This window comes from Pedobacter sp. KH_004, from assembly GCF_057840755.1.
In genome coordinates this window covers 3913419-3926343 of the sequence record NZ_CM174519.1, presented here as the reverse complement: position 1 = coordinate 3926343, position 12925 = coordinate 3913419, and the positions used below count along the sequence as shown (strand labels likewise).

Here is a 12925-nt window from a genome sequence, read left to right as displayed (position 1 = left end):
AATGAGAATATCAACAATCACATCAAAACCTATTGTCTGTTCTACATTAGAAAACAGATCTAAGAAATTTTCTTTTTCTTTTTGGCCAAAACTTTACGACTAATCCTTGCTGGCCGCTCCGCCATTTCTATTGAAAGCCCTAGTAAATCTCTAATCACTACCGATGCACAAGCACCGCCAAATGCAGCAGGAAGATAGGAAACGGTGCCATAAGCAGAACGCTTAAAATTACTTCCATCGGTCATAATCATTGAATTTTTGTCCATTTCTTCGGTAGAAAAAACGGCCTTAATTTTCTCTGCGCCAACCAATTTGTTTAATCTTTTACGAACGTAACTGGCAAAAACACATTGGTAAGTGTCAGGAAGCATCGTAATGCTCAATTTAGTGGGGTCCATTTTGCCGCCAGCACCCATTGAACTTACAATGGGAATATTTTTTTCCAACGCAGTAGAAAGCAAGGTGATTTTCGGCATCACGCTATCAATGCAATCCATGATGTAATCAAATTTCGACTCTAAAATTTCACGACATTTTTCCGGAGTGAGAAATGTATTTATAACATGTAATTTCAACTCGGGATTGATTGCCAATAAACGCTCTTGCATAATTGCCGCCTTACTCACGCCATGATTGGTGGCCAGAGCAGGCAACTGCCGATTACGATTGGTAGGGTCAACCACGTCGCCGTCAACAATCGTCATTTCGCCAATACCAGAGCGGCAAATGAATTCTGCTGCAAAAGAACCAACGCCTCCCAGGCCAATTACTAATACGTGTTTCGATTGTAATTTATCGATTCCATCATTGCCAAGTAAAAGGGCAGAGCGAGAAAGCCAGCTTGTATCAGACATTTTGCTTAATTTTTTACCACAGATAAAAAGGATGAACACAGATATTAAATTTTTAATCTGTATTGCAAATCTGCAATTAATTTATTTTTTTATTGCCACGGAAACACTGTTTAACACGGAATTTTTTCTGTGAGTTTGTGCTTCCGTGGATGATTATTTTTAAACACTTTAAAAAAAGAACACTATAATCAGTGTTTATCTGTGTCCATCCGTGGTTAATTAAAACAAGTTCAACTTTTTCCAGTCCACAAAAATACGTGCTTTCAATTCATCAACAGAACATTTTTTCAAATTTGCTACTGCTTCATAAATTACTTCAATTGGAGTTTCGGCATCATCAGTTTCCAAAAAAAAGTTGTCCGTTTCTTGAATCAGCTTTTGTACACCCGAATTTTTCTGTAAAATCGCTGAGCCAAAAGAGAGGAGAAATCCTTTAGAGATTAGCTGTTTCCCCACCTCGGCCTTCTTGTTAAAACCATGAATAATCATTGGAATTTTCACATTCAAGCGGTTTTTAATTGCGATCAATTCTGAAAAGGCTTTTACGCAGTGCAAAATAAGTGGTTTATTTAGTGCCTCTGCAAGAGCTATCTGACTTTCTAAAATAATAATTTGATCCGCCAGGGTTTCACCCTTCAATTTATCTAAACCGCATTCGCCGATTAATTTCACGTTTTTCTGCCTGGCCAAAACACTTAAATATTTCATTTGGATTTCGAGCTTTTCTAACGTTGCATACCATGGGTGCAAGCCAATAGAAATCGGCTTAGTTTTAGGCATCGCCAGGAAAATATCGCTAGTAAGTGAAAGACTTTGAATGCTGGTTACACCTTTAGTCTGCGATGCTTTGTGCGTATGTAAGTCTAAAAAATCCATTATTTTAACAAAGATATACAATTGAAAAATGTATTCCTTCTGTAAAGAATCTGCTGGTAATCTATTAATCTGGTCGACTTTATTATTTTTGCATTATTATAATGACATCATGAAAAAATTACTAATCATATTAACTGCTGTATTTATTTCGAGTGTGGCATTTAGTCAGGCGAAAAAAGAAGGCGTTCATATTTACAACCCTGAGGCAAATGCTTTGGCCGACCTAAAAGCTGCCACTGAAAAGGCTGCAAAAGCAAATAAACATGTTTTGGTACAGGTTGGCGGAAATTGGTGCAGCTGGTGTATCGCTTTTCATAACCTGGTTGATACAACTGCAGTTTTAAAACAAACCATCAACGACAATTATGAATATGTTTTAGTAAACTGGGATAAAGATCACCATAACGATGAGGCGATGAAATACTTGGGATTTCCCAATCGATTCGGTTATCCTGTTTTTGTGGTTTTGGATGGCAAAGGAAAAGTGCTTCATATTGAAAACTCATCATACCTGGAAACCGACGAAATTGGTGTTAATGGAAAGAAAAAAGTAGGACATGATGTAAAGAAAATCACCTCCTTTTTAAAGGGATGGACGGTTGCTGCGGTTAATCCAGAAACCTATAAACCGAAAGCAAAATAAAGTAGAAGATAAGCCGGGGAGTAGAACTCACGTTAAAATAAAAAGCCGCAGATTTGCAGAATTGAATCTGAAAATCTGCGGCTTTCTTTTTAGTCATCCAAGTCATCTTCATCCGTTAAGTCATCTACGTTTAATTCGTATGATGATCTTGAGGCTTCATCTGCTTGTTCCAATAGGTCTTTGTCGTGTTCTATATTGGAATCGTCGCCATCTAATTCATTGATGTTTTCTGTATCGTCCTCTCTGCGTAAAGCATCGTTCGGATCGTTCGAATAATCTTCGTCTTCTGGGTCTATCATAATTTTTGAGTTTTATAAATAGATAATGATCTGGACTAGAAAATTGTTTTAACTTTTTAAGTTTCGAAAATATTATTACTTATTTAAGTAAATCTAAGATACTCAGCACTGTCAGTTTTTTCTGCTCACCGCTTTGCATGTCCTTTAGTGTCAACTCGCCGCTTGCAATTTCATCGCCACCAATTAAAATTACATAGGGAATATTTTTGGCATCAGCATAGGCCATTTGCTTTTTAAGCTTTGCTGATGTAGGATAAAGTTCGGTTGCAATTCCTGCATTTCGGAACTGTTGTAAAATTGGCAAGGCAAACTTTTCTGCTTCAGCATCGAAATTACTGATTAAGACCTTTGTTCCAATTTCTGCTGATGCAGGGAAAAGATTCAGTTCTTCCAAAACATCGTAAATTCTGTCTGCACCGAAAGAAACGCCAACTCCAGTTAAATCTTTCAGCCCGAACATGCCAGTTAAATCATCGTATCTCCCACCACCGCCGATGCTGCCCATGGCAACTTCGTTGGTTTTTACTTCGAAAATACAACCAGTGTAGTAGTTTAATCCACGAGCCAAAGTGATATCTAACTCAAGTTTCGCGGTAAGTGGTAAAGCATAAGAAATTAAGCTTTCTACATAATCAAAAACTTGTTCGATTTCTGCAATACCTTTCAAGCCAGTTTCTGATGTTGCTAAAACTTCTTTTAGACTTGATAATTTCTCTTCGTTAGTGCCTTCTAACAAGATAACCGGACGAAGTTTTTCCAAATCATCCTCTGTAAAACCACGTTCTAGTAACTCTTTACTTACACCATCTAAACCAATTTTATCCAGTTTATCAATGGCGACAGTCATATCAATAATCAAATCAGGTTTACCTATAATCTCTGCGATGCCTGATAGAATTTTTCTATTATTAATTTTTATGGTAAAATCTTTCAATCCTAGTTTAGCCAGAGCTTCATTGTAAATCAGGATGAATTCTGCCTCGTTTAATAAGCTTTCTGAACCCACAACGTCTACATCGCATTGGTAAAATTCGCGATATCTTCCCTTTTGCGGTCTGTCGGCTCTCCATACGGGTTGCACCTGGAAACGTTTGAAGGGTAACGTAAGCTCGTGTTGGTGCATCACTACATAACGAGCGAATGGAACGGTTAAGTCGTAGCGGAGCGCTTTTTCGGAGATTAATGGTATCAATTGATTACTGTTGTCATCCTGAGCAAAGTCGAATGATTTCTTCTTTGCATCTTTTAAATATTCTCCGCTATTCAGAATTTTAAAGATCAATTTGTCACCTTCATCGCCATATTTTCCGGTTAAGGTAGATAAGTTTTCAAAACTTGGTGTTTGAATTTCTGCGTAACCATATTTCCTGAAAACCGATTTTATGGTATCGTAAATAAAGTTGCGTTTCACCATTTCAACAGGCGTAAAATCGCGAGTGCCTTTTGCTAATGAGGGTTTAATAACTGACATAGCCGCAAAAGTACAAAAATGTAAGGTGTAAACCTCGCAGGTTTTCAAAACCTGCGAGGTTCGTTAAAAGGCAACTTGATTCCCGGTATGTTTTATTGGCAAGAACTAGAGTATTCGTCATTGCGAAGCACGGTTTATGCCGATTTTTTGGGGAAACAATCTTAATACACTAGCTATGATTTAATTTTTATTACAGAGATTGCTCCGCTTCGGTCGAAATGACGGCAGTGGTTTTAGCGGAAAGATGCAAAAAATTATCCTTTAACTGTTGTTCTTGTTTACAAGATAAACGATTAACCAAACGATTAATCCTATTGGTACCATTAATAAAATGCAAACGACAAGAAGTATAATGATTTCTGAAGTTCCCAACATTGCTGCATAAGCAAAGTTTATTAAGCAAACTAAACTGAAAGTTAGATAGAGCGATTTTAGCGTTTTCATACTTTAAATATAATGAAAATTTCGCTATCGGCTGATGTCCTCACCTCCCGAAATATAATTTGCGCTAGCTTATTTCCCTAAAATAGCTTTTACGATTTCTCTGTTCGGTTTCGAAACCGGAATTTTATCGCCGTTGTTCATCAATAAAGTTCCACCATCTTCTTTCAGCCAGCTTTTTACAAATTTAGGGTTGACTAAATGGCTTTGGTGCGACCTCACAAAACCTTGTGGTTTTAATAAATCAGAATATTCTTTTAGTGGTTTTGAGATTAAAATTTTCTCACTACTTGATAAATGAAAAAAAGTGTAGGTATTATCTGCAACGCAACGTACAATATCATCAACAGAAACATAACGGATTTCGTGCTGTTGTGGTAATGCAATTTTAGGAACAGCAGGTTCGCTACGTTTAATTTGATTGAGCAAAAAATTGAGTTGCTCTCCACTCATTTTATTTGCAATTCGGTTTTCTGCTTTTGAAACCGCAGCCACTAATTCATCAGGGTCTACCGGCTTGAGCAGATAATCCAGGGCGGCAAATTTTACCGCCTGAATCCCATAATTATCATAAGCCGTAACAAAAATGACTTCAAAGGTTTTATCACCAAGCTGGTTTAACAAATCAAAACCGGTGGTTTTACCCATTTGGATATCGAGAAAAAGTAAATCAGGGCGATGAAGATTAATTTTTTCAAAAGCGTCATCGATATTATTAGCAGTGGCCACAACCTTAACATCGGGACAATTCTTACTCAGCAAAACCTGTAGGTTCTCTAAATTTGCCAGTTCATCATCTACTAAAATCGCCCTCATTTTATAACCATTGTGATAAAGTAATTGTAATCATCGTTCCGTTTGTGTCAGATTGAATGTTTAAAATGAAAGGGGTGTCTTTGTAAACTGTGTTCAGTAAAGATATCCGATTTTTGCTTAAAGCCAAGCCTAAGCCATCATATGTTTGAGCGGTATCAAAACCGCTGCCATTGTCTGTTATTTTAAGAACTAAATTTGAAACTTGCTTCTCAAAACTAATGGCAATTTCACCATCATTTCCCTTTTCGGCAATACCATGTTTAACTGTATTTTCTACAAATGGTTGTAATAACATTGCTGGTATTTCGATATTCTCGGTGTCTAAATCTGCTGAAGCATTAATCTTATACCGAAACCCGAATCGCAACTGTTCCATTTGTAGGTAATCATCCAAAAGTTTTTTTTCTTCAATTAAGCTGATGAGTTCTTTGCTATCCAAAACATTTCGGGTAAGGCGGGCAAATTTGCTTAGATAACGATTAGCGTTATCAATCTCGTTTTTGTTCATCAGGTTTTGGATTCCAGCCAAGGCATTGAATAAGAAATGTGGATTAAGTTGAGAGCGAACAGAGTTGAGCTGGAGTTGGGCGATTTCTTTTTGTTTGGCTTCTGCTGCAACTTTTTTCTTGATTTGCTGGTTTTTGAAGTAAACTGCTAAACCGCCTGTTATTGCACCGGCTATTAACGAAAATAATAAACCGGAAGTAATGAGTTGTTTGGTAGAGAAAAATTTCTCTTCTTCAAAAATTATAGAAATCTTATGTTTAGTTATAAATTTTTCTTTTTCCTTCATAGGAAGATTCCACTTAATAAGTGGCTGAATAATTATTTCATATTCTCCCGATTTTTTGAAAACGTCTTTATTTATTTTTACGTACGGAGAAAATTCACCTTCCCCTTCGATAAAGTGGTCATACTCCCAAGCGTTGGAACTAAAAACAATTTTGTTTGTTTGTTTATCGCTGATAGAGGTGTAATAAAGATAATCTTCATCTGATTTGTTTTTTATAACTGTTAATCCTAAATCTTTTTTGCCAAAAATAAAGTTTGTTCTTTCTTTAATATTGGTTTCATAGCCTGACCCGTGTTCAAATTCAACCCTTTTTGAAAAGAATTTCATTTCTGCCTTAGGTATTACTTTACCATAAAATACAGATTTATAGACATCCAAAGGTTTTTCGATACTATAGAGTAATGTTGTGATTACCTTTCCTTTCACAGAAAAAATGCCAAGTCGTGTAAAACTGAAAATTTCCTGATCCCCCGCATCGTAATCTTTTAATTGAGATTTGTCGAAAGATTGATTTACTAATATTGGCTTATTATCAGCTAAAATGGTATATCGATACTGGTCTATATTGTCTGTTTTTTTAAAATAAATCTGGATACTTACCTTATTTACTTCGGGTAAGTAGCTAAAGGATGTGTTGGGTTGATTGGGAAATTTATTATCGTAATAGATATTTCTGGCTGAACTGTCAACACAGATGAGTAATTTTCTGCCGGCACTATACTGGCGGGAAAAGTCAATGCCTTCTTGAGCATTAGCGGTACAAACACCAATTATTAAGTTGAATAGTATGAAGATTATCTTTTTCATAAAATAAATATTTTCATAAACCTCTGCTTAAAACTTGACTTACAAAATGCCAAAATAGTAAATGAAACTAGCAACTTAGTATTTGAATGGTTTGGAGCAGAATTTAGATTCTGTTGGCTAAAGCCGAACGGTAATAAATAGCGAGTGTTTTTAAAACAAATGATTAGTCTTACATAAATGAAAGTATGTGTAGCATTCCATTATTTTCCGTTCGTTTCAACCAAAAAAACACAAGATTTACATTTCAGGCTTTAGCCAAAACCTGCATCCTGGAAAGGCTGTTCATTGTAGTATCTCAACCAACTAAACCCGATGGCAGCGAAAATACTTTTTGTTTGCAGCAACCCTGAATATCATGTCATGCTGAGGCACGAAGCATCTGCAAGCGATGAAACACCTGCTTCGTGCCTCAGCATGACAGAATAGCAAAAAGATTGCAGCAAATCAGCGGGGCCGAACTTACCCCAAGAACCACTTCAGCACCTTTCCAAAATCTATTCAGTGAAATCTCCTCATCTGTAATTAACCCGAAGGAAATACCTCAGTAAATATCGAAGATAATACCTTGCTTTATAGGCAAAAAACTTAAATTTGCGACAACAAAAATCAAAATATAATGAGTTTCAGAATAGAACACGATACCATGGGCGAGGTGCAAGTGCCTGCCGACAAATACTGGGGTGCACAAACCGAACGCTCACGCAATAACTTTAAAATCGGGCCTGAAGGTTCAATGCCTAAAGAAATTATTCATGCTTTCGGCTATTTAAAAAAAGCTGCAGCTTTAGCAAATACAGAGCTTGGGGTACTTTCTGCCGAGAAAGCCGAACTCATTGCAAAGGCTTGTGATGAAATTATTGCCGGTGATTTAGACGATCAATTTCCATTGGTAATTTGGCAAACTGGTTCTGGTACGCAGAGTAACATGAACGGAAACGAAGTGATTGCAAACCGTGCTCACGTAATTAATGGTGGTGCATTGGCCGATGATAAGAAAGTGCTTCACCCGAATGATGATGTGAACAAATCGCAATCATCTAACGATACTTACCCAACTGCAATGCATATTGCGGCCTATAAATTAACGGTAGAAAATACCATTCCCGGTTTAGAGAAATTGCGCAATGCTTTGGCTACGAAAGTGGAAGAGTTTAGCAACATCGTTAAAACTGGCCGTACGCACTTTATGGATGCTACGCCTTTAACTTTAGGTCAAGAGTTTTCAGGTTATGTTCAGCAAATCGATAACAGCATCAGGGCAATTAAAAATGCTTTGGTTATGGTTGCTGAATTGGCTTTGGGTGGAACGGCTGTAGGTACAGGTTTAAATACGCCAAAAGGTTACGATGTTTTAGTCGCTCAAAAAATTGCTGAACTAACCGGTTTGCCTTTTGTTACGGCACCAAATAAATTCGAAGCTTTGGCGGCGCATGATGCAATGGTTGAACTTTCCGGTGCTTTAAAACGTACCGCTGTTGCTTTGATGAAAGTGGCTAATGATGTGCGTATGTTAAGTTCTGGTCCTCGTTGCGGCATCGGTGAAATTGTTATTCCTGATAACGAGCCGGGTTCTTCAATTATGCCAGGTAAAGTTAACCCAACCCAGCCAGAAGCGTTGACTATGGTTTGCGCTCAGGTGATTGGTAACGACGTGGCCGTTTCAGTTGGTGGCATGTCTGGTCATTTTGAATTGAATGTTTTCAAACCTTTAATCGCTGCAAACGTTTTACAATCTGCTCGTTTAATTGGCGATGCTTGCGTTTCGTTTACTGTTAAATGTGCAGAGGGAATTACAGCAAACCTACCAGAAATTGAGAAACATTTACAAAACTCATTGATGTTGGTTACTGCTTTAAACCCGCATGTAGGTTATGAGAACGCAGCTAAAATTGCAAAGAAAGCACATAAAGAAAATAAAACATTGAAAGCAGCAGCAGTTGAACTGGGATTGTTAACCAACGAACAATTTGATGAGTGGGTTCGTCCGGAAGATATGGTTGGAAGTTTGAAATAATAAGCCCCACCTAGTCTCCCCAGTGGGGAGAAACTTCTTTCTATAGTTCAGGTGACGGAAAGTAATGGCCCCTTTAGGGGTTTGGGGTTTTTAGAAAAGCAGGGCATTCATTCTTCGGATTCGATAGCCCCGCTTTTGCTACAAGTTTTCAAACCTATAAGGTCTTAAAGACCTTATGGTTTAATCAAAAGGTTTCCGCTTCAATCGCTTGCCTGCCGTAGGCAAGGGTTTATTTAATTAAATACAGCAATTAAAAACTCAGTTTGCATGGTGCAAATTGGAATTCAAAATATAAAAACATGGGGGAATCAATTTTGACATCATTATTCGGCTTTGTTTCCATTATCTCGCCATTAATAATCTTCATTGCTTGTTTTTATTATATTTCGAAACAAGTAAAGGCCGATTCTATATTATTGCTTATCGGTTCGGGGTTATCGTTAGTGTTAACTGGATTTTACAGCCTTTTGATGCCTTACCTTATGCGATCAGGAAGTTTTTCGATGACCCAAACCACAAGTTACTATACCATCGGTGGGGTAATCAGTTTTTTCTCCGGGATGTGTTTTGCTGTCGGTTTGTTTATCTTAATTAGCAACACGGTTAACGCGAAAAAAAGCTTTCCAAGTCAATTCCCTCCGAATGAGTTTAAATAGTATGCTTTCTAATATTATGTTTAATCCAATGGGAAAAATTAAAGGGTTTATTCAATTGAAGCATCTCTATTTTCTACCTTTTGCCTTCTACCTTTTGAGTATTTTAAGCTCCTGCTCTCGTTTGCCTAACATTCAAGGCAAAGGCGAAGATTTTATGCAGGGTGTTTGGAATCAGGATTCTGTTGCCTACAGCAATAAATTGAGTAACTACACCAAACATCATTTTAAATTTAGCTGTGATTCAGTTTACATCGACTTTGAAACCCATAGCAAAGTTAACTTTTACGAAGATTCCTGCTATAATAATGGCATTTGGAAAGAATACGCAAAGGGAATTTATGCTGTTAAAGGAGATACGCTGATTGTTGGAGCAACCTTCACACATGCCAATTACAAACAAAAAATTTCGGGCTGTTATCGCATCGGCAGGTACGAACGAAACTTCCTGATTAAAAGAAAATCTCCCGATAGCTTGATTCTGGAAAGTATGAGCGATCAGCGGGAAATCTTATTATCACTAAAAGAAAAAGTTACCTGCGTACAAAAAGAATTATAAAATGAAATTCAAATCAATTAAAAGAAAGTTAATTATTGCCGCAGCTGTTGGATTGTTGGCTTATTTACCAACTCAAGTTAATGCATGGGGAATGATTGGGCATAGAGTTGTAGGTGAAATTGCCGATAGTTATTTAAAGGCTAAAACCCGCAAAGCGATTCAAGCCATTTTAGGTTCAGAAACCTTGGCCATGTCTGCAAATTGGGGCGATTTTATTAAGTCGGATTCTACCTTTAATTATCTATACAACTGGCATTTCGTAAACTTGCCAGGCGGACAAAACAAAGAAGGGATTTTCAATTTCTTGGAAACGGAGAAATCTCCCAACCTGTACAACAAAATAATTGAATTAACTGCAGTTTTAAAAAAACCGGGCAGCACAGCTGATGAAAAAAAATTAGCATTGCGGATGTTGGTGCATATGGCAGGCGATTTATGTCAACCCATGCATGTTGCCCGAAAGGAAGATTTGGGAGGAAACCGCGTTTCTGTTTTGTGGTTTAACGAAAAATCGAACTTGCACCGCGTTTGGGATGAACAGTTAATTGAATACCAACAACTGAGCTATACAGAGTATGCAAAAGCAATTAACCATCCTTCTGCAGTTCAATTGTACAACTGGCAAAATACCAGTTTGAAAGAAAATGTTTATGAATCTTACCTGGTTTGTAATAAAATTTACGAAACCACTAAGCCAGATTCCAAACTAAGTTACCGCTACAATTTTGATTGGGTAGAAACCTTAAATCAGCAGCTGCTTAAAGGTGGTGTTCGCCTGGCAAAAATGCTGAATGATATTTACGGATAAGAATTCCAATAAACAAAAAATGCGCTGAAGTTATCAGCGCATTTTTTGTTTATAGTATTTTGTAATTGTAATGGATTACGTCTACAAATCAGTTTTGATTTTCAATTCTTTTAATTGTTTATCGTCTATAGTGCTCGGACTGTCAATCATCACATCTCTTCCTGAATTGTTTTTAGGGAAAGCAATCACATCACGAATCGAATCCAAACCAGCAAAAATCGAAGTCAAACGATCGAAACCAAAAGCGATACCACCGTGTGGAGGTGCGCCAAATTCAAATGCATCCATTAAGAAACCAAATTGTTTTTGAGCTTCCTCTGCACTGAAACCTAAATGTTTAAACATTAAAGCCTGCAATCCTCTATCATGAATACGGATAGAACCGCCGCCAATTTCAGTTCCGTTGATCACCATATCATAAGCATTCGCACGAACGTTTTTCGGATCGGTATCTAACAAAGCAATATCTTCCGGCTTCGGGGAAGTAAATGGATGGTGCATGGCGTGGTAACGTTCCGTTTCTTCATCCCACTCCAATAACGGGAAATCCAATACCCAAAGGGCAGAAAATGTGTTTTTGTCACGTAAGCCTAAACGATTACCCATTTCTAAACGAAGTTCGTTTAATTGTTTGCGTACTTTATCTGTCGAACCTGCTAAAATTAAAAGCAAATCGCCCTTTTCTGTCGCGAAAGCTTCGCTCCACTGTTTTAAATCTTCTTCGTTGAAGAATTTATCAACCGAAGATTTTATAGTTCCATCATCATTATGACGGGCATAAATCAATCCTGTGGCACCAATTTGAGGTTTTTTAATAAAATCAGTTAACTCGTCTAACTGTTTACGGGTATAACTTGCAGCACCTTTAGCATTGATACCAACTACCAATTCAGCGTTATCAAAAACAGGAAAACCTTTACCTTTAACTAAGTCGTTCATCTCTACAAACTGCATGTCGAAACGCGTATCTGGTTTGTCAGACCCATATAAACGCATCGCATCTGCATATTGCATACGTGGAACTTCAGGTAAATCGTAGTTGCGAACTTCTTTAAATAGCGTACGAATTAAGCCTTCAAAAGTGTTCAAGATATCTTCCTGTTCGATGAACGACATTTCACAGTCAATCTGGGTAAACTCTGGCTGGCGATCGGCTCTTAAATCTTCATCTCTGAAACATTTAACAATCTGGAAATACCTATCAAAACCAGAAACCATTAACAATTGTTTAAATGTTTGTGGCGATTGAGGCAGTGCATAAAACTCGCCCTCGTTCATGCGGCTTGGCACTACGAAATCTCTTGCTCCTTCTGGCGTAGATTTAATTAAAACAGGTGTTTCTACTTCAATAAAATCTAAACCATCTAAATAACGGCGAACAGATTGTGCCATTTTGTGGCGTAAAACCAGATTATTACGAACCGGGTTACGACGTAAATCCAAATAACGGTATTTCATGCGCAGTTCATCACCACCATCAGTTTCATCATCAATCATGAATGGTGGTAATTTTGCAGCGTTTAAAATTTCTAATGCAGAAACTTTAATCTCTACATCACCTGTTGACATTTTTGGATTTTTGTTGCTGCGTTCTACAACGGTACCGGTAGTTTTAATTACAAACTCACGACCTAGCGAACGTGCTGCTTCGCAGAGTTCACGGTTATCATCCATGTTAAAAACCAGTTGTGTAATACCATAACGGTCGCGGATATCGATAAAAGTCATGCCGCCCAAATCTCTCGATTTTTGTACCCAACCACACAGGGTAACACTTTCTCCTAAGTTATTGAGGGTAAGTGCACCACAAGTTACTGTTCTTAACATATATTGTAATCTAAATTAAGCGGCAAAAATACCGAATTTGTTTTAAAGTTTTTTAAAGAAGATT

General features: G+C 37.4%; 12 protein-coding genes. 5 read left to right on the top strand and 7 right to left on the bottom strand.

The genetic code is table 11. The features are described 5' to 3' along the window. Positions 1-59: 59 nt before the first annotated feature. A complete protein-coding gene (locus AC3ITD_RS16865) occupies positions 60-854 on the bottom strand; it encodes a tRNA threonylcarbamoyladenosine dehydratase (protein ID WP_489361459.1) in 795 nt (264 codons plus the stop codon). Between the two features lie 219 nt (positions 855-1073). Further along, entirely contained in the window at positions 1074-1730 is a 657-nt protein-coding gene (locus tag AC3ITD_RS16860; protein WP_489361457.1) for a TatD family hydrolase, read from the bottom strand. Between the two features lie 109 nt (positions 1731-1839). On the opposite strand from AC3ITD_RS16860, the gene AC3ITD_RS16855 reads away from it, so the two are divergent. Beyond that, positions 1840-2373: a thioredoxin family protein gene (locus AC3ITD_RS16855; RefSeq protein WP_489361455.1), complete on the top strand. Its 534-nt coding sequence runs from the start codon at positions 1840-1842 to the stop codon at positions 2371-2373. A gap of 89 nt (positions 2374-2462) precedes the next feature. On the opposite strand, the gene AC3ITD_RS16850 is transcribed toward AC3ITD_RS16855, so the two are convergent. The 4 genes from AC3ITD_RS16850 to AC3ITD_RS16835 all read right to left on the bottom strand — a co-directional run bounded on the left by AC3ITD_RS16850 (position 2463) and on the right by AC3ITD_RS16835 (position 7000). After that, a complete protein-coding gene (locus AC3ITD_RS16850; RefSeq protein WP_463486616.1) occupies positions 2463-2672 on the bottom strand; it encodes a hypothetical protein in 210 nt (69 codons plus the stop codon). A 79-nt stretch (positions 2673-2751) separates the two neighbouring features. After that, positions 2752-4143 carry a histidine--tRNA ligase gene (hisS, locus tag AC3ITD_RS16845; protein WP_489361452.1) on the bottom strand — a complete coding sequence of 464 codons (1392 nt, stop codon included), beginning with the start codon at positions 4141-4143 and terminating at the stop codon, positions 2752-2754. A gap of 513 nt (positions 4144-4656) precedes the next feature. Further along, the gene (locus tag AC3ITD_RS16840) at positions 4657-5400 is read right to left on the bottom strand and encodes a LytR/AlgR family response regulator transcription factor (protein WP_265798627.1); all 744 of its coding nucleotides are present in this window, start codon (positions 5398-5400) and stop codon (positions 4657-4659) included. Between the two features lies 1 nt (position 5401). Then, positions 5402-7000: a sensor histidine kinase gene (locus AC3ITD_RS16835; protein WP_489361450.1), complete on the bottom strand. Its 1599-nt coding sequence runs from the start codon at positions 6998-7000 to the stop codon at positions 5402-5404. A gap of 616 nt (positions 7001-7616) precedes the next feature. On the opposite strand from AC3ITD_RS16835, the gene fumC reads away from it, so the two are divergent. The 4 genes from fumC (at position 7617) to AC3ITD_RS16815 (ending at position 11034) form a co-directional block, all read left to right on the top strand. After that, positions 7617-9014, top strand: coding sequence for a class II fumarate hydratase (gene fumC / locus AC3ITD_RS16830; protein WP_265798624.1), 1398 nt, complete (start codon positions 7617-7619; stop codon positions 9012-9014). 299 nt (positions 9015-9313) lie between these two features. After that, positions 9314-9670 (top strand): hypothetical protein, encoded by a 357-nt coding sequence (locus AC3ITD_RS16825; RefSeq protein ID WP_489361447.1) that lies wholly within the window; start codon positions 9314-9316, stop codon positions 9668-9670. After that, entirely contained in the window at positions 9657-10226 is a 570-nt protein-coding gene (locus tag AC3ITD_RS16820; RefSeq protein ID WP_489361445.1) for a fumarate hydratase, read from the top strand. Before AC3ITD_RS16825 ends, AC3ITD_RS16820 begins: the two co-directional genes overlap by 14 nt. 1 nt (position 10227) lies before the next feature. Continuing rightward, positions 10228-11034: a S1/P1 nuclease gene (locus tag AC3ITD_RS16815; protein ID WP_265798621.1), complete on the top strand. Its 807-nt coding sequence runs from the start codon at positions 10228-10230 to the stop codon at positions 11032-11034. Between the two features lie 81 nt (positions 11035-11115). Here the strand turns inward: AC3ITD_RS16815 and aspS are convergent, their stop codons facing one another. Further along, positions 11116-12861 (bottom strand): aspartate--tRNA ligase, encoded by a 1746-nt coding sequence (gene aspS, locus AC3ITD_RS16810; RefSeq protein ID WP_489361443.1) that lies wholly within the window; start codon positions 12859-12861, stop codon positions 11116-11118. Positions 12862-12925 lie beyond the last annotated feature (64 nt).

Bases quoted from the DNA above. Each gene is read 5' to 3' on its own strand.
- AC3ITD_RS16865 (WP_489361459.1), bottom strand. From the start codon at position 854: ATGTCTGATACAAGCTGGCTTTCTCGCTCTGCCCTTTTACTTGGCAAT.
- AC3ITD_RS16860 (WP_489361457.1), bottom strand. From the start codon at position 1,730: ATGGATTTTTTAGACTTACATACGCACAAAGCATCGCAGACTAAAGGT.
- AC3ITD_RS16855 (WP_489361455.1), top strand. From the start codon at position 1,840: ATGAAAAAATTACTAATCATATTAACTGCTGTATTTATTTCGAGTGTG.
- AC3ITD_RS16850 (WP_463486616.1), bottom strand. From the start codon at position 2,672: ATGATAGACCCAGAAGACGAAGATTATTCGAACGATCCGAACGATGCT.
- hisS (WP_489361452.1), bottom strand. From the start codon at position 4,143: ATGTCAGTTATTAAACCCTCATTAGCAAAAGGCACTCGCGATTTTACG.
- AC3ITD_RS16840 (WP_265798627.1), bottom strand. From the start codon at position 5,400: ATGAGGGCGATTTTAGTAGATGATGAACTGGCAAATTTAGAGAACCTA.
- AC3ITD_RS16835 (WP_489361450.1), bottom strand. From the start codon at position 7,000: ATGAAAAAGATAATCTTCATACTATTCAACTTAATAATTGGTGTTTGT.
- fumC (WP_265798624.1), top strand. From the start codon at position 7,617: ATGAGTTTCAGAATAGAACACGATACCATGGGCGAGGTGCAAGTGCCT.
- AC3ITD_RS16825 (WP_489361447.1), top strand. From the start codon at position 9,314: ATGGGGGAATCAATTTTGACATCATTATTCGGCTTTGTTTCCATTATC.
- AC3ITD_RS16820 (WP_489361445.1), top strand. From the start codon at position 9,657: ATGAGTTTAAATAGTATGCTTTCTAATATTATGTTTAATCCAATGGGA.
- AC3ITD_RS16815 (WP_265798621.1), top strand. From the start codon at position 10,228: ATGAAATTCAAATCAATTAAAAGAAAGTTAATTATTGCCGCAGCTGTT.
- aspS (WP_489361443.1), bottom strand. From the start codon at position 12,861: ATGTTAAGAACAGTAACTTGTGGTGCACTTACCCTCAATAACTTAGGA.